Genomic DNA, 20,350 nt, shown 5'->3' on the forward strand with positions numbered 1-20,350 from the left:
CCTAGACCGTCACGTTCCACTCCGCCGGAAGATCGGCATCACAGAACACACAAGCAAAGTAGCCATCCCGCACAACGTTGATCTCGGCACAACGCAGGCAACGGCGGAAAACAACCAGATGCGTGAACCCGCCAGGATGCGCAATCCCGGCACGCTCCAGCGCACTCGCAACTGCCGGCCACGACCCAAGATCAGGGCAGTATCCAGTCGACTGGTTACTGATCTCGACAACCACTCCGGCGCGATCGAACGTAACCTCGCCGGCCGCGAGGACCCCTTCGCCACCGGCACAAACCACATGCTCACTCCGCCGAGGAGCAACCCGAAAAAGCCCATCAACACCAACAACAAACGTAAAAGCCTCATCACCGCCTTGCCCGAACATCCCCCGCCACTCCCAGGGGGCGACCCCGGGTCCAGTCTATCGGGGGGAGGGTCGGATGGAATGGCTACCGGCGGGTTGTGGATAACCGGATTTGCCGATGATCCCTTCGGTACGGCTTGCGGTTGCGGACCGCCGCGCGGCGGCGCCGAGAGGTTGTCCAGCAATGCTTGTAGGTCCGCCAACGAGCGGATCGGGTGGCCTTTGCTGTCAGGCCGGACTTGGGCGAGCAGGTCGGGTGGACCGACGTAGCCGTAGTCGCGCATCGGTTCAGTCTGTGGCGATCTTGATGCCGAAGGCGATCAGGATCGTGCCGGTGACGGTGTCCATGATCTTGCGGACCCTGGGTGCGGTGAAGAAGCCCTTCAGGAGGCCGACCAGGTTCGCCAGCACGGTGAACCACGCGATGGTGACGAGCACGGTCACGGCGGACAGCAGCAGTGTGTCGGTCAGGCTTGGGGTGCCGTGGAGGAACTGAGGCATGAGGGCTACGAAGAACACCGCGCACTTCGGGTTCAGCAGGTTGGTGATCAGGCCGTGCCTGAAGGCCACCAGTGGGCGCGCTGGGGGCAGGTGGGTTTCCAGCTGTACGCGTTCTCCTCGGCGCCATGCTCCGATGAGTGCCTTGATGCCGAGGTAGGCCAGGTAGGCGGCGCCGACGAGTTTCACGATCGTGTACGCCAGGGCTGAGGCGGCGAGGAGGCTTGCCACGCCGAGCGAGGCGACCAGCGCCCAGACGAACACTCCACTGGCGATTCCCAGTCCGGCTGCCATGCCCGCGCGTTTTCCGGAGAACGCCGCGTGGCGGGTGACGATCACGAAGTCCGGTCCTGGGGTCATCGCCGCGAGCAGGACCACGCCCATGAAGGCCAGCAGGTGCGTCATGGCGTGAGCTTAGCCGGAAATAGATCCGATCATCGCCGATTTACAATCGTTTTCAACCCTTGACGGCGCCGCAAGCGCGCCCTAGTTTTGGAGATACATCGGAGGTGTAGCCGACCCGGGTAGGTGGCAGAGTGGCCGACCTCAACCGACGAACGATTCTCTCCGGCGCGCTGGCCGGGTTCGCGGGCGCCGCGTTCGCCACGCCCGCCCACGCCGGGCACAGCGCCGGGGTCGACTGGCCGCGGTTTCTCGCCGGTTCGGACATGATCTGGCGGCGGCTTCCCAGGACCTGGTACGACGGCCCGTTTCTCGGCAACGGTTTCCTCGGGTCCGGCATCTACGCCGAGCCCGGCCGCGACGTCATCCGGTTCAACGTCCAGCATTCGCAGGTGCAGGACCACCGGCCCGAGTTCGGTTCGCTGTTCGGCCTGGCCAGGCTGCCGATCGGGTACTTCACCCTTGAACCCGTCGGCACGATCACCGCACTGGATTGGCGTCTGGACCTGTGGAACGCCGAGTTACGCGGCACACTTACGACATCGGCAGGCAGCATGAAGCTCCGCGCGCTTGTCCACAGTGTCCGGTCGTTGCTCGTCGTCGAGGTCACGCCGTCCGACGGGGAACGCGCCTTCCAGTGGGTCTTCCACCCTGCCAAAGCTGTCAGTCCACGGGCCGATCCCGTTTTCGGCAAACCACCGCCCGCCGGGTACACCGAGAACCCGCCTGTCCAACGGCACACCAGCGGCGACGTCGAACTCGCGGTACAACCGCTGCACGCCGGCGGTGAGCACGTCACCGCGTGGCGGCAGGTCACACGGGGTTCCACGCGGACTTTGTACACGTCCGTCGCGTGGTCGCATCCGGCGAAGACCGCGGCGGACCGCGCGCGACGAGCCGTGCGGACGGTCGGGCCGCTGTCGTCGCTGGCGCGGGATCACCAGAACTGGTGGCACGACCACTACCGGCGGAGCTTTCTGTCTATTTCGGACTCGAGGCTTCAGTCGTTCTACTGGATCCAGCTCTACAAAATCGCGTCGGCCGCGCGCAAGGACGCGCCCGTGATGGCCACGTGCGGTCCGTGGCTGGAGCCGACGCCGTGGCCCGCGACCTGGTGGAACCTGAACGTGCAGCTGGAGTACTGGCTGATCCACGGCGCCAACCACCTCGAACTCGACGCGGTCACGTACGCGTTGGACAAGTTCCGGCAGAACCTCCGCGACCAGGTCGCCACTCCTTACCGCGCCGATTCGTACGGCATCCCCCGCACGACCGACATGAGCCTGCTCAACGGTGCCGGGTCGGGCACGTCCGGGTTCGCGCTGGGGATTCCGGGCCGGGCCTCCCCGACGCCCGAGGTCGGCAACCTCACGTGGGCGCTGCACAACGTATGGCTGTCCTACCGGCACACCATGGACCAGCGGATCCTGCACGACGTGCTGTTCCCGTTGCTGCGCGGCGCGATCAACTACTACCTGCATTTCCTCACGCGCGGTTCGGACGGCAAGCTGCACCTGCCGTTCACGTTCTCCCCGGAGTACGGCGAGAACGCCCCCGACTGCACCTATGACCTGGCGCTGATCCGTTGGGGTTGCTCGACTTTGCTGGCGACAGCGCCCCAAGATCCGCTCGTGGGGCGTTGGCGTGACGTGCTGGCGACGCTCACCCCGTACGCCGTCGACGGCAACGGGTACATGATCGGTGCCGGTGTGCCGTTCGCGAAATCGCACCGGCACTACTCACACCTGTTGCAGGTGTACCCGTTGTACGAGGTCACATGGGAGAAGTCGGAGAACCGGGCGCTGATCGAGAAGTCGCTCAGCCACTGGATCAGCTTCGAGGGCGCGTTGCAGGGCTACAGCTTCACGGGCGCGGCCTCGATCTCCGCGCAGATGCTCCGTGGCGACAAGGCTGCCTTCTACCTCGGTGAGCTGCTGCGCCGGTTCGTCCAGCCGAACACCATGTACAAGGAGTCCGGTCCGGTCATCGAAACCCCGCTGTCCGCGGCGCAGTCCGTGCACGACATGGTGTGCCAGAGCTGGGGTGATGTCGTGCGGGTCTTCCCTGCCGTGCCGTGGCCGGACGTGGCGATCGAGAACTTCCGCACGCAGGGCGCGTTCCTGCTGAGCGCGTCCCGGACCGGCGGACGGACCCGCTGGTTGCGGGTACGCAGCGAAGCGGGTGCGCCCTGCGTGATCCGGCACGACATCGCGGGCGACGTCGTTGTCCGGGATTCGGTCGGCCGGGATCTCCCCCATCGCCTGGTCAGTCCTGACACGATCGAGATCGGCCTCGCACGCGGCGGTGAGGCGTTCGTTCACCCAGCGGGTGACCGGCCGGACTTCACTGTTTCGCCGGTGCCCGGTGACTCGTCCGCACCTTGGGGCCTGCCATGAACAGTTGGTTGGCGAGGTGGTCCCGTACGGCGACAAGATCGGCGATGCGCTTGTCCAGTACGGCAAGGCGTCGTCGAGCCACCTCGGCCACCGCCGAGCCTATCCGCGCGTTCGCCATGTCCCCGTCGAGGCAGACCTGGAAGGCGTGTACGTCCTCCAAGGTCAGCCCGGCGTCCAGCAGGTATCGGATGTTGGTGACGCGGGTGACAGCGATCTCGTCGTAGTCGCGGTAACCGTTGGCCAGTCGCCGCGAGGTCAACAACCCTTCCTCCTCGTAGAACCGGAGCGCCCTGGTTGTCACGCCTGTCCGCTTCGCCAACTGCCCGATTCGCACGGGTTTTATCCGACCACGGCCGCGCCGTCGACCGGAAGCACCACGCCGGACGTGAACGCGGCCTCCGGCCGGGCGAGCTGGACGATCCAGAACGCCACTTCCTCGGGCTGACCGATCCTGCCCAGCGGCACGTATCCGACCATCGTGTCCCGTAACGCGTCGGCCTCAACCGGGGTGAGTCCCTGGTGTTCCGGCATGGAGGTGGCGATCGGTCCCGGCGCCACGGCCGCGACACGGATCCCCTTCGGCGCCAGGTGCACCGCCCAGCTGCGGGTCAACGACTCCAGCGCCATTTTCGCGGCGCCGTAGACCGTTCCGCCCGGGACCGGCCAGCCTCGCTGCGCGATCGAGGTCGTCACGTTGATCACCACGCTCACGTGCGGGGTGGCGGCCTGGGTGAGGTAGATCGGTGCCAGCAGGTTCGTCGCCAGCATCTGCTCGAGTCCGGCGCGGTCGTCGTCCTGCTTGAGGATGGCCGCGTTGTTCACCAGCACGTCCAGCCGTCCGAACGTCTCGATGGCCGTGCTCACGATGCGCTCGGCCGCGTCCGGCTCGGCGACGTCCGCGACGAGGGTTCGGATGCCCAGTCCTTCGGCGGTCTCCGCCAGCCTCGCCTCGGTGCGCCCGACCACCAGAACGTCGGCGCCCTGTTCGGCGAAGGACCGCGCGGTGGCCCGTCCGATGCCTGTTCCCCCGCCGGTCACGATCACGGCCTTGCCGTTGAAATCTCCCATGTCCGCCGACCGTAAACATTCACGCACACGTGAAGGTCAAGCCGCTGCCACCCCCGGTTCGGGTGACCTCCACTTCCCAAGCACCGGCGTTTCAAGTTAGGCTGCCCTAACCTGGAGGTGACCGTGACCGAGACACCCACGCCTGCCGAGCGTGCGCGCACCATCGCCACGCGCGGGGGCAAGGCCACGCTGATGCCGTCCGCCGAAGGTGCTGGCAAAGTCATCCCACTGACGCACCACGTGCACGCGGACGGAGTCGCCAGCGTTCTCGTCGCCCAGAGCAACCCGTTCGTGCAGGCCGCGTGGGCCGCGCCACGGGGCGAGCTCGCCGCGATGCTCGAACTCGCGGACACCGCGCCGGTGCCACTGCGGGAACCGGTGCGCGGTCTGCTGTGGTTCACCGGGTGGGTGCGGGCGCTGTCGGACGACGAGGCCAGGCGGGCCGCGGTGCTGGTCGCCGAGGAACGTCCGGACCCGCGTCTGCTTGATGTCGGTCACGGCGCCACGATGCTCCAGCTCATCCCCGCGTCCCTCGTCCTCGCCGACGCCGAGGGCACGCACTCGCTGCGGCTGGAGGACTTCACCGCGGCGACGCCGGACCCGTTCTGCGCTTACGAAGCGGACTGGTTGCGGCACTTGGAACTCGCGCACACCGACGTGGTGTCGCTGCTCGGCCGTCACCTGCCGGACGAGCTGCGCGGCGGGCACATCAGGCCGCTCGGCCTTGACCGGTTCGGCCTGCGGTTGCGTGTCGAGGCAGGCGACGCGGACCACGACGTGCGGCTGGCGTTCGAGCAGCCCGTCACCACGACGACCGAGCTGGCGAACGAGCTGCGTCGCCTGGTCGGCTGCCCATTCCTGGCGGAGACCAGAAAACGGCACTGAGAATCCGCACCGACTGAACCGAGTCTCCCCGCGGGGCGTTAGTACCCACTGGCGTGGCCCCTTCGGCGAGGAGGCATGACTGATGATCAGACACAGGCGCCTGCTGGCAGTGGCCGCCGCGGTTGGTGCCGTTGTCGCGTTGTCGGCGACCGCGAGCGCAGCAGCGCCTCATGACGTGGACGGTTTCGCCTCGCGTCATTCCGTGCGGGAACAGCTTTCCGGGTACCACGAGCACCCGTTGCCGTTGTCCACGACCGGGACGGGATCGTTCCGGGCGACGTTGAACGAGCGCACCCAGGAAATCACCTGGCAGCTGAGCTACGCCGATATGTCCGGCGCTGTCACCCAAGCGCACATCCACTTCGGGCACGCGTTCCAGGCAGGCGGGATCAGCGCGTTCCTGTGCACGAACGCGGGCAACGGCCCGGCGGGCACGCAGCTGTGCCCGGCCGCCCCGGCGACGATCAGCGGCACACTGCGGGCTGCCGACGTCGTCGGCCCGGCCGCGCAGGGCATCGCAGCAGGTGAGTTCGCCGAGCTCGCCAGGGCTTTCCGCAGCGGCGTGACCTACGCGAACGTGCACAGCGCGACGTTCCCGGCCGGCGAGATCCGCGCCCAACTCGACCGTTGACCTGGGGGAACATGCGCGGCGGGTGAGGCCGCGCAGGCGAAGGCGGCGAGTACTCGGCCTCGCCGCCTCCGCTGGCGGATCAGTCCGCCAGCTCGGGCGGGAATCCGCCGGTCGCGATCGGCCCCCAGCGCTCGATCGTCACACGGATGAGGCTCTTGTTCTGGGCGCGCATGGCCGCGCGGTACTCGTCCCAGTCCGGGTGCTCGCCCGCGATGCACCGGAAGTACTCGACGAGCGGTTCGACGGCGTCCGGCATGTCCAGCACCTCTGCCTGCCCATCGACCTGCACGTACGGGCCGTCCCAGTCGTCGGACAACGTGCACAGCGACACGCGTGGGTCACGCCTCGCGTTGATCGCCTTGGCTCGTTGCGGGTAGGTCGAGATGACCACCCGGCCCTCGGTGTCCACGCCGCAGGCCACCGGCGACATCTGCGGGCTGCCGTCCGCGCGCCGTGTCACCAGGACGGTGTGGTGCCTCGGACGCAGGAAGTCGACCAGTGCCGCGCGGTCCACTTTGTCTTTCGTCGCGATCCGTCGAGCCATGCGCTAACGGTAACGTGCGGACGTGGCGAATCGACTCCGCGCCTGGCTGGCGCCGCAGCACGACCACGCTGTCGTGACCGACCCGGCCGAGCGCCGCTCGATCAAGATCGAGCTGGTCATCGTGTTCGCGGTGACACTCGGCATGTCCGGTGCGCGGTCGCTGCTCAGCCTGGCCGACTCCCTGCTGCGGCCGGAACCGCTGTCGAGCCAGAGCGTGGCGCTCAACGTGCCGCAGGCCAAGCTCGACCTGCTCGACCTGCTCAAGCAACTGCTCAGCGCGACACAACTGTTCGGTTGGGGCGCGCTCGGGCTGTACCTGTTGTGGCGCGCGGGGAAGCGGCTCACCGACGTCGGCCTCGACCGGCGGTTCCTCGGCGGCGACACGCTGCGCGGCGTCGGCCTCGCCGCGCTGATCGGCATCCCGGGCCTGGGGCTTTACCTGGTGGCGTACGCGATCGGCGCCAACCTGGAGGTCATGCCGACGACGCTGACCGACACGTGGTGGCGGCCGATCGCGTTGACGATCTCGGCGGCGGGCAACGCGTGGGCCGAGGAGGTCCTGGTGGTCGGGTACCTGATCACCAGACTGCGGCAGCTCGGGTTCGGTGAGAACAAGTCGCTGCTGGTCTCGTCGGTGCTGCGGGGCTCGTACCACCTCTACCAGGGGTTCGGCGGGTTCGTCGGGAACGTCGTGATGGGGCTCGTGTTCGGACGGGTCTGGCAGAGGACGACCCGGCTGTGGCCGCTGGTCATCGCGCACACACTGCTGGACGTGGTCGCGTTCGTCGGCTATTCGCTGCTGCGCGGGGTTTCCTGGCTGCCGTAGGCCTACGGGCTGTCGACGATCTCGGGTTTCATGGGGATCTGGTAGCCGGAACGGCCGAGGCTGTCGCGCACGAACCGGTCCCAGCTGCCGTCGGCGACCATGGCGCGCAACGCGTCGGTGACCTTCGTGCGTCGACTGTCCCCTTTGCTTAGACCGATGCCGTAGCGCTCGGTCGAGAACGGCTTCCCGACGACTTTCAGCTTGTCCGGTTGTTCGGCGGCGTAGCCCGCGAGGATCACGTCGTCGGTCGTGACGGCGTCCGTTTCGCCTTTCAGCAGGGCGTCCACGCATTCGCGGTATGAGCCGCGCTGGTCCAGCGTGACGCTTTTCGCGTACGTCGCCTGCACTTTCTCCGCGGGCGTCGAGCCGGACACCGAGCACAGGCGCCAGTCGCTGTCGTTCAACGCTTCCGGGCCGTCGATGTCCGAGTTCGTCTTGCGCACCAACAGGCTTTGGCCCGCAACGAAGTACGGTCCGGCGAAGTCGACTCGCTGCCTGCGGGCGTCGGTGATGGAGTACGTGGCGACGACCATGTCCGCCTTGTGCTGTTCGAGCATGGTTTCACGGTCGGCGGGACGTGCCTCGACGAACGTGATCGCGCGCTTGTCGGTGCCCAGTTTGGCGGCCACGTACTGCGCGACGTCGACGTCGAAGCCGGTGTACCCGCCGTCGGCGGAGCGCACGCCGAGGCCCGGCTGGTCGAATCGGATGGCGATGGTCAGCCTGGGGCCGGACGGCGGCTCGTCACCATCGCCGCACCCGGCCGCCATCAGCAGCCCTATCGCCATACACACGACGGCAGCACGCATGAACTCAGCTCCCCGACTTCGCTGATCCGCACGGACCATACTCGACCAATCGGCGCACAACAAATGACACACGATTCGGTCATCAGATGAAACGATTCGCCGTTTATCACCTTCGACAACAACTGTTTCGATCAGAAACAGCGTCCAGCACGACGATTTGCATAGCCAGCGGCTAGGCTGGGTTCTCGTGACCACAGACGTGCAAGTCCAGGCACAGCCCCGCGTCGACAGCGAGGTGGGCACGCTCCGTTCGGTGCTGCTGCACCGGCCGGGCGCCGAACTGAAACGGCTCACCCCGCGCAACAACGACAAGCTGCTCTTCGACGGTATCCCGTGGGTGGACCGGGCGCAGGAGGAGCACGACGCGTTCGCCGAGGTGCTGCGCGGCCGGGGCGTCGAGGTGATGCTGCTGGCCGACGTGCTCGGCAAGGCGCTGGAGGACGGGCGCGCGCGGACAACCGGCGTGCTGACCGCTGTGGATGAACGCCGCCTCGGCTACGAACTCGCCGACTCACTGCGCTCACACCTGTCCAGCGTGGACGCCAAGACGCTCGCGCACGTCCTGACGGCCGGGATGACGTTCGAGGAGCTGCCTGTCGCGGAGGGCGCGTCTCTCGTGCGACGGATGCACTCACCGCATGACTTCGCCGTCGACCCGCTGCCGAACCTGCTGTTCAGCCGCGACTCGTCGGTGTGGATCGGTGACCGGGTCGCGATCGCGTCGCTGGCGATGCCCGCGCGTGTGCGGGAGACGTCGGTCCTGGACCTGGTGTACGCGTACCACCCGCGGTTCCGGCTGTCCGGGCGTGCGTACGGCGCGCATTCGGCGCCGGTCGAGGGCGGCGACGTCCTGCTGCTCGCACCTGGTGTGCTGGCGATCGGCGTCGGCGAGCGAACCACGCCTGCGGGCGCGGAGTCCCTCGCGCGGTCGGCGTTCAACGACGGCTTGGCGCACACGGTCCTTGCCGTACCGATCGCGCAGGACCGCGCGACCATGCACCTGGACACGGTGTGCACGATGGTCGACCGGGACGCGGTCGTGATGTACCCCGCGGTGCGGGACACGCTGCAGGCTTATCCGATGCGTTCGGACGGTTCCGGCGGCGTTGTCGCCTCCGGCCCTGTGCCTTTCCTGACGGCGGCCGCCGAAGCAATGGGAATCGAGCGCCTCAGGGTGATCGACACGGGTCTGGACTCCGTCACGGCGGAGCGCGAGCAATGGGACGACGGCAACAACACCCTGGCGCTGGCGCCGGGCGTGGTCGTGGCTTACGAACGCAACGCGGAAACCAACGCCCGGCTCGAGGACGCGGGTGTGGAAGTCCTCCGCATCAGTGGCTCTGAGCTGGGCTCGGGCCGCGGCGGGCCGCGCTGCATGTCGTGCCCGATCAACCGCGACTCGGTGTGAGAAATTAGGAATGCCTAACCTGAAATAAGGCGGACTTAATTTCTGTTAGGCTTTCCTAAATTCCACGACAATCGGTTGTCTCACACCACATTATTTGGTCTCCTGGGCGCGCGCGAGTTATCGTAGAAATATGACCAGCAAGTTCCACCAGCTCCTGCAGCAGCAGATCCGCAACGAGTTCACGGCGTCACAGCAGTACATCGCACTGGCGGTGTGGTTCGACGACCAGGACCTCCCCCAGCTGGCGAAGCACTTCTATCACCAGGCGCTGGAAGAGCGTAACCACGCCATGATGATCGTGCAGTACCTGCTGGACAACGACATCAAGGTGATCATCCCGAGCGTCGACGAAGTCCGGAACGACTTCGTCGAGGCAGCCGAACTGGTCGAGCTCGCGCTCAACCAGGAGCGCCAGGTCACCGACGACATCGTGGCGCTGGCGAAGGCCGCCCGCGACGAGGACGACTACAAGGGCGAGCAGTTCATGCAGTGGTTCCTCAAGGAGCAGGTCGAAGAGGTCTCCTCGATGTCCACACTGCTCAACGTCGTCAAGCGCAGCAACGGCAACTTGTTCGACGTGGAAACCTTCGTGGCCCGCGAATCCGTCGGCGACGGCGGCTCCGACGCAGGTGCCCCGCGCGCCGCAGGCGGCTCGCTGTAACCACACGTGATTCGTGGGGCCGGACGGCGTCCGGCCCCATCGGCTGTCCTACTTAACTAACACAGTCCTGTTGGTTCGCCAGCAGGGCGATGCTGGTGACTTTTCCGGACGCGAAGGTGAACTTGTACTTCGCTGCGGTGTTTCCGGGGACTGTCGCCGTGCTGCCGGTGAAGTCGCGGTAGGCGCCTTTCACCGAGTCCGCCGTCGAGCCGATGGTGATGTTTTCCGGGGTGGTTGCTTCCGAGCGGTAGACGATGGCCACCACTTTGCCGCTTTGGCCGATGTAGGCCGTGCCGGTTGCCGATCTCGTCGGGAAGGATGTGCAACCGGCGGGTTCTTTCGCCGTTGTCGGGACTCTTTTGGCTGATTCCAGGTCTTTCTGGGTGTCGCCGAGCCGGGTTGTGCCGTCGCCGGTTGGCCCGAGGATCACGCCTGGTTTGGACGCGGGCGGCTGCGCGGTCGGCTTCGTGGCCCCTGGGGAGTCGACGGGGGAGCTCGTCGATTTGCTGACGGGCTCGGGCGGGCTGGGGGCCGTCGTCACGCTGGTTTCCGGGCTTGGGCCCGCGGCGGTCGGTTGGGTGCTGTCGATGGGCAGGTCGGACGGTGGGGTGGCGACCCCGGACGACTGGGGGCCCGACTGGGTCAGCACGAGGGCGCCGCCTGCGAGCACCGCCGCGCTCAGCACTCCGGCCGCGGACATCGCCACCATTCGGCGGCGGCGCAGCCGGTGCGCGCCCGCGACCACGTTCGACTCGGCGTCGGACGCGACTCGCACGTCCAGTCTCTCGTCCTTGAACAGGCGCTGGAGTTCGTCTTCCAGATCCATCTCAGCACCTCCCTTCTTCCGTCGCCCGCATGCGGGTCCGCAGACTCGCCATCGCCTTGCTCGCCTGGCTCTTCACCGTGCCGGTGCTCACGCCAAGGGCCGCGGCGATCTCCGCCTCCGACAACCCCTCGTAGTAGCGCAGCACGATCACTGCCCGCTGTCGTTTGGGCAGTGCGCGCAGTGCCTGCCACAGTGGCTCGTTGTCGAACCGGTCTCGTGCCGCCGCGGCTGGGATGTCCGGCAGTTCGGCGACCAGGTTCTCCCGGCGGGTACGGCGCCACCTGCTGATGTGTGTGTTGGCCATGGCACGGCGGGCATAGGCGAGCGGGTCACCGGTGTTGCGCACGACACGCGCCCACCGTGACCCGAGCTTCTCCAGCACGGTCTGCACCAGGTCCGCCGCGTCGTGGGGGTTGCCGGTGAGGGCATGGCCGTAGCGCAGCAGTCCCGGCAGGGCCGCCTGGACGAACTCGCCGAAGTCATCCACGCCGTAGCTCTCCCCCACCGCGGGGTTGAGCGTTCCCACCGTCACATGCAGGACACGCCCCAGCTCGCGCTGGGGTTGCCTCGAATTTCCTCACGGGTTCGCGAGCACCGCGGGCAGGGTGAAGGTCCCGTCCGCGCCAGGCGGGAAGTCGATCACGTCGACCACCGCGTCCGGGTTGATCGGGCCGTAGACGTGCGGGAACCACGGTCCGTCCGGCGGCCCGACGACCGGGCGCTCCCACTTCACCGAAGCGGTCAGCCTGGCCGGGTCGATCACCAGCAGCACCAGGTCGGTCCGGCCGCTGAACAGCGCGTTCGCCGGCAGGTGCACGGTGCCGTAGTCCGAGCAGTGCACGAATCCCTCGACCTCGAGGGATTCGGCGCGGTAGTCGTCGCCCTGTGGTGGCCATTCAGCGCGGCCACACATGTGCAGGATCACCGGATCGTGACCTGCCTGCCGATCAGCCCGTCCCTGGCCCGGCGCTCGTCGCTGGTCAGCGGGTTGTCGTTGAGCGCTTCGGCGAGCCGGGCGCCGAGCTCGGCGACGGGCTTCTCCCACTCGCGGGAGTGCATCTCGTTGTCCAGGTCCCACACCGGCACCAGCAGGCCGTGCGCACGGAACGAGCCCGCGTACTTCGACCCCTCGCCGAGGGACAACGAACCGGCGGCGCTGAGCCGGGCCAGCGCGGCCATCAGCTGCTCCTCCGGCTCCGGACGCACCCAGCGCAGGTACGCCTTGTCGCCTGCGAGGGTCCAGTACGCCGCGTCACCGACGCGCTGCGTCGGCATGATCGCCTCGTTGGCTCGCTCGAGCGACAGCGCGACCTCGCCCGTCGCCTCGGCGTTCTCCGCGAGCCACCAGTTGAAGTTGTCGTGGATCTCCGGCTCGAACGGCGCGTCCACGACCAGGAGGTCCTGCAGCCGCTCGGTGCGCTCGTCGTCCTGGGGAACCACGCTCAGCACGTCACCCGGGTCCGCGTCCTGCGTCCACAGGATCGCCCTCGCGACGTCACGGCTGATGTCCAGCGACCGGATCTGCACCTGCAGGCCGATGAACGCGTCTTCCGAGTCGTCCCCGCGGACCAGGCCCGCGGAGGCCAACGGCAGCACGGTGCCCAGCGTGACCTGACGCTTCGGCTCCGACGCGAGAGTCAGCCGCACAGTCGCGGACGGGACGAACTCCCGCAGCGCGACGAGCTCGCACTCACCGGCGAGCCCTTCGAAGGGACGAGCGACGGCGACCTCGGTGACACCGCCCGGCGCGCCGTGGCACGCCTTGTAGCGCTTGCCCGAGCCACACGGGCAGGCCTGACGCGGGTTGATCCCCTCGTCACCGGCAGCCGACCGGCGTGCTCTCCTGGCCTGCTTCGCCCCGGCGCCCTTGCCCACAACTGACTCCCTATCTCGACGGTTCGGACTCCGGGACCGTACCGCGCAGAACTTCCAAGGTCGCGGCGGGCTTGTTGGTCGCGACGAACCTGACCCCGAGCTGCTTGCAGAGCAGGACGTCCTCGGGCTCGTCCACGGTCCAGCAGTACACCGGTCTACCCGCACGCTCCACATACGTCGGATCGGCACGGAGGCGTTCAATCGACGGGCCCGCGTAGTCGCCGATGCGCGGCGCCAGCCGGGTTCCGCTGAGCATCACCGTGGGCAGTTGCGGCGCGTGCCGCCGGACCCGCCGGACCGCCTGCTGGGAGAAGGACATCACCACTACGGGTGATTCCTCCTTGCTGGCCGGTCTGGCCAGGCCGTGCCGGGCGAGCAGGGCCACGAGTTTCGCCTCGACCAACCCGGCGTAGCGAACCGGGTGCTTGGTCTCGACGAACAGACGGACACCGGGTTTCAGCAGGTCGAGTAACGATTCCAGGCGCAGGACACCGGGCTTGTCCTCGTCGCCCCAGCGCAGTTCGTCCAGTTCGGCCAAGGTCATCACGCTGACCACACCGCGGCCCGACGACGTCCGGTCGACACGGCGGTCGTGCACGCAGACGAGCTCGCCGTCCCGGGTCAGCCGGACGTCGCACTCCAGGCCGGTCGCGCCCTGCTCCAGCGCGAGCTGGTATGCGGCGAGCGTGTGCTCGGCCAGGTGTGCGGACGCGCCACGGTGTGCGACTACTTCGGTCAACATAAGGTCCGGACTACCAGTTGACCTGCATACGAAGCTAGACCGCAGGTCAGAGGTGTTGGTTAACGTTGGTCTGCGTAGGGGTGCAGCGGAGGTTGACCGGGGTTCGTCTCCCAGATTTCTCCCAAGGTGCCGCCCCAACGCGAGCCCGTGGGGCGTCGACTGCATCGTTCAGTCGACGCCCCACGGGGGAAGTCAGCCGTGGATGCCGCCGCCCCGGATGGCCGCGAGTAGCGGCGCCAGAGGTACGTCAAGTTCGATCGACGGGTTCTTGCTGTCCCGTACCGCAGTCAGCGTGCCAGCCACTTCAACACAGTCTGTCTCCTCTGCGCTGAAGCTGGACTTCCGCCAGTTCGTTTGTGCCTCGGTCATCTGGTCTCCTTGCCATCGGCGATACCGGCGATGAGTCTCACTGAGTCATCGGGACTCATGGCCACTTCCCTACGGAGATACTCCGCAGCCTCAACAAATGCCTGAACATCAGCCTCGTCCCAGATGGACACGGACGCCCGAAGATGTTCGAGGTGCACGATGGGTGAGGCTTTCGCGAATTCGAGCAATCCGAATGAGCCCGCCAGCAGCGGGTTATAGCCGGGGCGCGTGCTGTCCACCAGTTGGATCGTGACGTTGGGACGTTCAGCCATCCGCTGCAAGTACCTGAGCTGATCAAGCATGACATCCGGCGCACCAACGGGACGAACGAGAACCTCAGAATCGATGACGGCGTAGTACTCGACTGGGTTCCGGGTTCTTGTAAGGACATCACGCCTACCCGACCGCAAGGTGACTCGCGGTTCACTGTCCTCACCGAGGATCGCTCGCGCGTAGTCACTCGTCTGAAGAAGTCCAGGAATCAGCCCGAGCGCAACGTTCGTGATACGGACGGCTACGCGTTCGTGGTCGATCAGGGCCGCGAGTGGGGCACCGATTCCGGGCGGCCCAATGGTCAGTTGGCCGGGGCCTTCAGTGGAGCGGATCATCGTCATGATCTGCTCTCGTTCTTCGTGCCCGAGGTCCAAGACATCCATGATCCGCTGATACTCCGGATCAGCCAGACGCTTGCGCCCATTCTCTGCATCATCCACGCGTGAGTGAGAGCTGATCTCCGCTGCCTTCGCCAGAGCGCGGAGTGACAAGTCCGCAGCTTGGCGCCGCTCCTTCAGCAAGGCTCCAGCCTCCCGCAAGGCGGCTTGCGCCCTGTACTCAGCCATAGGACACAGCGTACGACCCATGTGAGCACCGCGAGATGTCGCCCGATTAGGGCATTGCATGGCTGTACTTAGTACATGCACTCTGTACTCAGTACAGCTCGCTTGGGGGGCGAGCGACCACTGCAAGGCTAATGACAGGGCGTGAAACATGGGCAGGTGGACGGTCGTTGACGGCATCGATGCGGAAGGGCCTTTGTTCGTCGCCGAAACAGTCCCGGACGGACTCGTGTCCCTTCACATCCCATCGCTTGACCCTGTTGTCGTTACACGAGCGAAGGCCGTGGAGATCCGCCTAGCCATCGGCGCTGCTATGGGCGAAAGCGAGAGTTCGTCATGATCGCCTACCTTGCCTCGTTGATTGCCAGTGATGGCTACCTCATGGCCATGGGGTTGATGGCCGTCGCTGGGATCGTCAGCGCGGCTTGGCGAATCACCGAACGACGCCATCAACACCGACGCGTGGCGCATCGCAAGCTACGGGCCGCTTCACCCGCCACCAGGAACAGGGGAACCTACCCCCTCACTGGGCACCCCCGACACCGAGCTGCCGTCGACCCGTTCACAGACTATCCAGTCGACGGCAGCTCGGCCCCGATCTCCGCAGGCGGGTGCGCACTCAAGGTTGACGATAGCCAAGCGTCCACAACCACCCGCCACCCCAACACGGCGCACGCCCCCGACATCAAGTCGAGCTCCAGGCATCGCTGTCCAAGAGCGGGTCACCGCGACCACAATGAGACGAGCACTCGCCAGCGAGAAGGCGACGGTCCGGCCCCAACCCCGGTCGGTGTCGGTGTACCCCCCGCCCCGGCACCGATCGGGCCCGCTGTGTCGACCACCCAACCCGTGACCGCCACAGGCAGCAGGGGCGCGACAACATGAGCTCCTGGACGTGGCGCATCGCACCGACACCACCTCACGGCCGAGTCAAACACGCCTTCGACTTCAGTATTGACGCTCCTTGGCTCCAAGCTGCATGCGGCCACACCGTTCCCATCGAACGCATCGAGCCCCATTCCAACGATCGTGTGGTGATGTGCCAACGCTGCCTAGTCATCGTCGGTGAAGGAATCTCCTTGGCCGAAGAACGGAAAACCAGAGACTCGTCATGATCTGCGTCTGCTAGCGGAGCACTACCTGCACATCTGGAGAACGTAGACGAACGGAGAACACCCGATGAAGGCAGCACAATTGATCGCCGAAATTGCGGTCATGCTCGGAAACGAGGGCAACGTTCGGGTACAGATCGACGTACCTGGCGCCATCTATGACATCGACGCCGTCACCTTCGCCCCGGACGAGGAACTTCCCACTATCTACATCGGAACCCGTTGACAGCAAGGGAACGGTCGATCCTTGACCGTCCCTCAAAGACGCGGGACGCAATCCCCCGGGCGTCCCGTCTATGGCCGGTAGCGTCGTAGTTCTTGCTACCGGCCTACCCCTTCCGAGGTCGGGCGTTAATGCGCTTCCGGGGAAGCCTCAGCAAAGGACGGCCATGATCCTGAATCGAGCGGGTAGCCGTACCTGCGTCCGACCTTGGAAGGCCATATGGAAGTGCAACCCAGATTAGGTGTGCGATGCGTGGTAAGCCTGACTCTGATCAGTGGAAGTCGTTGGCTACGTGCGACGCATGCGGCAAGGGGTCGTATGCCAGTCGGAAAGCGGCGAAACAAGCTTCCCGTCGACGTCATCCGGGGGGTGAAGCTCAACACCTATCAGTGTCCAGAGAGGACCGGCGTGTGGCACTACGGCGGTCCACCGCCGGGTGGCCGCGCCGAAGCGGAGCGGATGCAGCGACGCGCGCACTCAACAAGGGCGGTAACGAGAATGGCGCGAGAATACGATGCGGCCCTACGGATCGCGATACCGGCCAGGAGTGGCCTGTACGCGCCTGCTGGCCATGCGCAAGGTGTCCTGCGCGCTTTGCTCGCGCATGGCATGCCGCTCTATATGGCGGAGTTGGCGCGTGTGTCTGATATCGGAGCCGATGCGGTGTGTTATTGGTTGCGTCGTTTCATTCGCAATGGTTTCGTGGAGCGTGTACCTACCGTTGGGCTTGGGCCTGATGGATACGTACGGTACGGACTAACACAAGCGGGCAGAAGATTCGCCGCGATCAGCTCGGTTGCCGACATACTCCGGTATTACGCCCGACCCCAAGAGAAACGCGAGAAAACGGCGCGAGATCAGCTTGTCGGGGAACTACGAACAACCCGCCAGATTCTCGCCGCGGTGGCCGTGGATCTTTTTACTGACGAATTGCATCCGATTGAGGCGGTTGCGTCTGCGCATCGTGCGATGGCGTCAATTGATCAGATCTACGCGCAGATAGAGTACGTGGTCCGCGCGGACACAGGTCAGATCTTGCGCCATATTCGCTGCTTTCGAGAAATGAGTACATCCCAGGTGGCCGCTAAGTTGGGCGTATCTAACCGGACGATGATCAAAGTAGAAAGCGGCGACGCTATGCCGAGTTGGCAATTTCTCCGCAATGTCACCAACCTTTACGACGTCCCACTCAGCGCTTTTCTTGTTCCTGCTTGCGCGCCGAACGCCTCCAAGAATCAAAATGTCGCACCAACCGAAAAAGAGGATCTTTAGACAGGTTAACCACTACCAATGACCGAGTCTTGCTCGCATCTAAGCACAAGTAGCAGGGTAGATAAGGAGACCGGAGAGTCCGTTATATTTTGTACGACCTGTTTCAAAACCCTCTGGCGCGGTTGAAGCAACGGTATCGTCACCGATTATAAGCCGACCGTCCGAGGCACTGGACCGAGCCGCTCCGGAAGTGTTCACGCCTGGGCGACCTGATGACAATCCAGGCCGATGACCGTACGCTCGGGGCTGTGGCTGCTGAGAACCGTTCCTCTGGCAAGACTTCATTCAGCTCTGCGTCGGCGTGGGAGATCATGCGAACCGGTTGCTCCCAAGCAGGCGTCGACAGTGCTGATGCCAAGCTGATTCGGCTGGGTGAAAACGCTCTCTTCCACGCGCCGAAGGCCGCAGTAGTGGTGCGGATCGCGCGTAGCGGCTACGGGAGAGACGCCCTCAAAGAGGTGAACGTAGCCCGGTGGCTTGCCGAGCGAAATTTTCCGGCAGCCGAACTGTACCCAGTTGACCAGCCGATAACTGTCGATGATCATCCGGTGACGTTCTGGAAATTCATCGACGGCCGCCCTGGCGAGAGGCGGGACATAGCGACTCTAGGAGAAGTCCTTCGTCGGCTACATGGGACAAGGTCGCCGAGTAGTTTTAATCTCCCCCACGCCCATATGCTCGGCCGCGTTCAGCCGCGAATCGAGATTGCACCCATACCGAAAAGTGACAGAAGTTTCCTTCTAGATCGGCTTAGCGAACTGGAATCGAAGCTACCCAGCCTTCGCTTTCCATTGAAGCCTGGTCCTATACATGGTGACGCCCATAACGAGAATTTGATGTTTCGCAACGAAAAGGCCATCCTCATCGACTTTGAACGCTTTGCATGGGGGCAACCTGAATGGGATCTCACTATGACGGCAACCGAATACTTGACCGCTGGCTGGTGGTCCACGGACGAGTACCAGAAGTTTGTCGATGCCTACGGATACGACGTCACTTCTTGGCATGATGGATTCGACACCTTGAAAGCAGTCAACGAACTAACTATGACCACTTGGCTTATGCAGAACGTTGACGAGTCGACCGAGATTGCTGCGGAATATCAGGTGCGGATGCGGACTCTTCGTGGCGAGCCTTCTCCTGGTTGGCGGCCATTCTAGGTGTGGGTGGTGTCCACAGTGTGGGGTAAGAAGAGTGCAGGAGCTCGGTAAACTGCCGGACAGAAGGATGCTCGGAGTGTTTCAGGGCAAGAGATTCTCGAAAGTCCGCCAAGTACCGTATATATCGTTGGGATTTCAGCGAGCTTTCCATACCCAGGGAAGTGGTCGCAATGGATATTGCCTCATCCAAATTGCCGGACTTCAATGCACCAGCAGCGTTTACCATGCCGATAAACGCACGAGTACGGGGCGGAGTACGGACAGCGTCGATCGCTTGCTCAACGAATCGTCGTGTTTCGTTGGGTTTACCCAAATCACGAAAGACGTGCGCCGCTTCTCCTGCAAGTTCGAGCGCATCAAAATAGTCAATCCACGTTGGGTCTTTGCTGGGATCGCTTCGGTCAAAGGCTTGTTCGGCTCTGTGAAGGGCGTCTACGCTGCCACGTTCGTCACCCGCACTCGCGAGCGCGCGGGCCTCCATCGCGAGAAACATGGCGTCAACTATCGCAGTTGACCTGCCGAAAGTGGCCGACTGGGCGGCGCGTGCGAAGTGGACCGCGTCATTGAACTTGCCAAGGTAATTCGCTTGGTGGCTTAGATTCGCGAGAATCTGGCCGCCCATCAGATGGTCGTTCGCTTCCCTAGCCAGACGAAGACCTTGGTAAAAATAACGTTGAGCAAGACCGTGACGGCCTGCGTCATAAGCGCTCCATCCGAGCACCTCGGCAGCATCAGCGGCGGCAGCAAAGATCTCCCGCTTGACAGGTTCCGGATAAGGGCGCCGGAGTTCGTTGATGACTTCCGTCTTCCAATAGAAGAGAAGCATTTTGCGGACATGGCCCCCGCCATACTGAAAGTCAAGTTCGAGAAAGTAGTGAATCGTCGATCGGATGCGTTCCGCAACCTCAATCCCGGGACTGGCGGTCGGACTTGTAGCGACCTCAAGCCGACGCGGCTGATCGAACAGGTAGCGCGTGATCACACCGGGTGCGGTGGCCGATGACCACCCGGCGCTCACCAGGAACGGCCTGTCTTCAAGATCGCCATCCGTGAGGCGTTCCATCACCTCGGGAACTTGCTCGACTTCGGTCGGGTACTGGGTAGCGTCGTCCGCCAGAGCAGCAGACTCGTCCGCAGAGTCAGCCGGGCTGTCATGGGAGGGCGACGGCGTCACAGTGCCGAACCCAAGGTCGGGATTGGTGAGCTTGCGACCGAGCTTTGCACTGAGGACGGACACAATGCATCGGACTGTCTCCGCGTGCGGTACGCCGCCAGCAAGCCACCGGCTTACTGCCACATGATCCGGCGATGCCTTGTGGTCTATGCGAGCCGCTTCGGCTCGAACACGCGCGGCGAACCCCTTATGGCTGAATCCGGCTTCTGCCAACACCGCAGCTAGGAGTGTGTTCGGCTGCGCCTTGCCACCACCCACTCAGTCATCAC

The 20,350-nt window shown here is 65.0% G+C and carries 23 protein-coding genes; 9 read left to right on the forward strand and 14 right to left on the reverse strand.

The window, feature by feature from the left end; all coding sequences use genetic code 11:
• Nucleotide 1 precedes the first annotated feature (1 nt).
• Complete coding sequence (locus ALI144C_RS42485; protein ID WP_076992956.1) at nt 2–385, reverse strand: hypothetical protein; 384 nt, start codon at nt 383–385, stop codon at nt 2–4.
• Between the two features lie 267 nt (nt 386–652).
• The gene (locus ALI144C_RS42490; protein WP_076992957.1) at nt 653–1,267 is read right to left on the reverse strand and encodes a LysE family translocator; all 615 of its coding nucleotides are present in this window, start codon (nt 1,265–1,267) and stop codon (nt 653–655) included.
• A 131-nt stretch (nt 1,268–1,398) separates the two neighbouring features.
• Between ALI144C_RS42490 and ALI144C_RS42495 the strand changes: the two genes are divergently transcribed.
• A complete protein-coding gene (locus ALI144C_RS42495; protein ID WP_076992958.1) occupies nt 1,399–3,660 on the forward strand; it encodes a glycosyl hydrolase family 95 catalytic domain-containing protein in 2,262 nt (753 codons plus the stop codon).
• On the opposite strand, the gene ALI144C_RS42500 is transcribed toward ALI144C_RS42495, so the two are convergent.
• Entirely contained in the window at nt 3,608–3,994 is a 387-nt protein-coding gene (locus tag ALI144C_RS42500; RefSeq protein WP_076992959.1) for a MerR family transcriptional regulator, read from the reverse strand. The two genes, ALI144C_RS42495 and ALI144C_RS42500, sit on opposite strands and share 53 nt — an antisense overlap.
• Nucleotides 3,995–3,999: 5 nt before the next feature.
• Nucleotides 4,000–4,728 carry an SDR family NAD(P)-dependent oxidoreductase gene (locus ALI144C_RS42505; protein WP_076992960.1) on the reverse strand — a complete coding sequence of 243 codons (729 nt, stop codon included), beginning with the start codon at nt 4,726–4,728 and terminating at the stop codon, nt 4,000–4,002.
• Nucleotides 4,729–4,851: 123 nt separating this feature from the next.
• Here ALI144C_RS42505 and ALI144C_RS42510 point away from each other — a divergent pair, with 123 nt between their 5' ends.
• Entirely contained in the window at nt 4,852–5,613 is a 762-nt protein-coding gene (locus ALI144C_RS42510) for a DUF2470 domain-containing protein (protein WP_237774586.1), read from the forward strand.
• Between the two features lie 82 nt (nt 5,614–5,695).
• A complete protein-coding gene (locus ALI144C_RS42515; protein WP_076992962.1) occupies nt 5,696–6,244 on the forward strand; it encodes a CHRD domain-containing protein in 549 nt (182 codons plus the stop codon).
• Nucleotides 6,245–6,323: 79 nt separating this feature from the next.
• Here the strand turns inward: ALI144C_RS42515 and ALI144C_RS42520 are convergent, their stop codons facing one another.
• Entirely contained in the window at nt 6,324–6,788 is a 465-nt protein-coding gene (locus tag ALI144C_RS42520) for a PPOX class F420-dependent oxidoreductase (RefSeq protein WP_076992963.1), read from the reverse strand.
• A gap of 22 nt (nt 6,789–6,810) precedes the next feature.
• Between ALI144C_RS42520 and ALI144C_RS42525 the strand changes: the two genes are divergently transcribed.
• Entirely contained in the window at nt 6,811–7,614 is an 804-nt protein-coding gene (locus tag ALI144C_RS42525; protein ID WP_237774587.1) for a CPBP family intramembrane glutamic endopeptidase, read from the forward strand.
• 2 nt (nt 7,615–7,616) lie between these two features.
• Here ALI144C_RS42525 and ALI144C_RS42530 read toward each other — a convergent pair whose 3' ends face one another.
• Entirely contained in the window at nt 7,617–8,402 is a 786-nt protein-coding gene (locus tag ALI144C_RS42530) for a glutamate ABC transporter substrate-binding protein (RefSeq protein ID WP_083753890.1), read from the reverse strand.
• Nucleotides 8,403–8,610: 208 nt separating this feature from the next.
• Here ALI144C_RS42530 and ALI144C_RS42535 point away from each other — a divergent pair, with 208 nt between their 5' ends.
• Nucleotides 8,611–9,831 (forward strand): arginine deiminase, encoded by a 1,221-nt coding sequence (locus ALI144C_RS42535; RefSeq protein ID WP_076992965.1) that lies wholly within the window; start codon nt 8,611–8,613, stop codon nt 9,829–9,831.
• 130 nt (nt 9,832–9,961) lie between these two features.
• Nucleotides 9,962–10,492: a ferritin gene (locus tag ALI144C_RS42540; RefSeq protein WP_076992966.1), complete on the forward strand. Its 531-nt coding sequence runs from the start codon at nt 9,962–9,964 to the stop codon at nt 10,490–10,492.
• A gap of 52 nt (nt 10,493–10,544) precedes the next feature.
• Here ALI144C_RS42540 and ALI144C_RS42545 read toward each other — a convergent pair whose 3' ends face one another.
• The 7 genes from ALI144C_RS42545 to ALI144C_RS42575 form a co-directional block, all read right to left on the reverse strand.
• Nucleotides 10,545–11,318, reverse strand: a complete 774-nt coding sequence (locus ALI144C_RS42545) for a hypothetical protein (RefSeq protein ID WP_076992967.1) — start codon at nt 11,316–11,318, stop codon at nt 10,545–10,547.
• A gap of 1 nt (nt 11,319) precedes the next feature.
• Nucleotides 11,320–11,844 (reverse strand): SigE family RNA polymerase sigma factor, encoded by a 525-nt coding sequence (locus tag ALI144C_RS42550; protein WP_237774588.1) that lies wholly within the window; start codon nt 11,842–11,844, stop codon nt 11,320–11,322.
• A gap of 51 nt (nt 11,845–11,895) precedes the next feature.
• Nucleotides 11,896–12,243, reverse strand: coding sequence for a DUF952 domain-containing protein (locus ALI144C_RS42555; protein WP_076992969.1), 348 nt, complete (start codon nt 12,241–12,243; stop codon nt 11,896–11,898).
• Nucleotides 12,240–13,127 (reverse strand): DUF5926 family protein, encoded by an 888-nt coding sequence (locus tag ALI144C_RS42560; RefSeq protein WP_076993684.1) that lies wholly within the window; start codon nt 13,125–13,127, stop codon nt 12,240–12,242. Before ALI144C_RS42560 ends, ALI144C_RS42555 begins: the two co-directional genes overlap by 4 nt.
• Nucleotides 13,128–13,203: 76 nt before the next feature.
• Entirely contained in the window at nt 13,204–13,935 is a 732-nt protein-coding gene (locus ALI144C_RS42565) for a glycerophosphodiester phosphodiesterase family protein (RefSeq protein WP_076992970.1), read from the reverse strand.
• Between the two features lie 192 nt (nt 13,936–14,127).
• A complete protein-coding gene (locus ALI144C_RS53815) occupies nt 14,128–14,304 on the reverse strand; it encodes a DUF397 domain-containing protein (RefSeq protein WP_083753892.1) in 177 nt (58 codons plus the stop codon).
• Complete coding sequence (locus ALI144C_RS42575) at nt 14,301–15,143, reverse strand: helix-turn-helix domain-containing protein (RefSeq protein WP_076992971.1); 843 nt, start codon at nt 15,141–15,143, stop codon at nt 14,301–14,303. Before ALI144C_RS42575 ends, ALI144C_RS53815 begins: the two co-directional genes overlap by 4 nt.
• Before the next feature lie 1,176 nt (nt 15,144–16,319).
• On the opposite strand from ALI144C_RS42575, the gene ALI144C_RS56025 reads away from it, so the two are divergent.
• The 3 genes from ALI144C_RS56025 (at nt 16,320) to ALI144C_RS42585 (ending at nt 18,907) form a co-directional block, all read left to right on the forward strand.
• Nucleotides 16,320–16,478: a hypothetical protein gene (locus ALI144C_RS56025; protein WP_168211491.1), complete on the forward strand. Its 159-nt coding sequence runs from the start codon at nt 16,320–16,322 to the stop codon at nt 16,476–16,478.
• Between the two features lie 366 nt (nt 16,479–16,844).
• Nucleotides 16,845–17,747: a helix-turn-helix domain-containing protein gene (locus tag ALI144C_RS53820; protein WP_168211492.1), complete on the forward strand. Its 903-nt coding sequence runs from the start codon at nt 16,845–16,847 to the stop codon at nt 17,745–17,747.
• A gap of 248 nt (nt 17,748–17,995) precedes the next feature.
• A complete protein-coding gene (locus tag ALI144C_RS42585) occupies nt 17,996–18,907 on the forward strand; it encodes a phosphotransferase family protein (RefSeq protein WP_202819201.1) in 912 nt (303 codons plus the stop codon).
• Here ALI144C_RS42585 and ALI144C_RS53825 read toward each other — a convergent pair.
• Nucleotides 18,807–20,339, reverse strand: a complete 1,533-nt coding sequence (locus ALI144C_RS53825) for a hypothetical protein (protein ID WP_193441274.1) — start codon at nt 20,337–20,339, stop codon at nt 18,807–18,809. The two genes, ALI144C_RS42585 and ALI144C_RS53825, sit on opposite strands and share 101 nt — an antisense overlap.
• Nucleotides 20,340–20,350 lie beyond the last annotated feature (11 nt).

The sequence above is a fragment of the Actinosynnema sp. ALI-1.44 genome, from assembly GCF_001984155.1.
GTDB lineage: Bacteria > Actinomycetota > Actinomycetes > Mycobacteriales > Pseudonocardiaceae > Kibdelosporangium.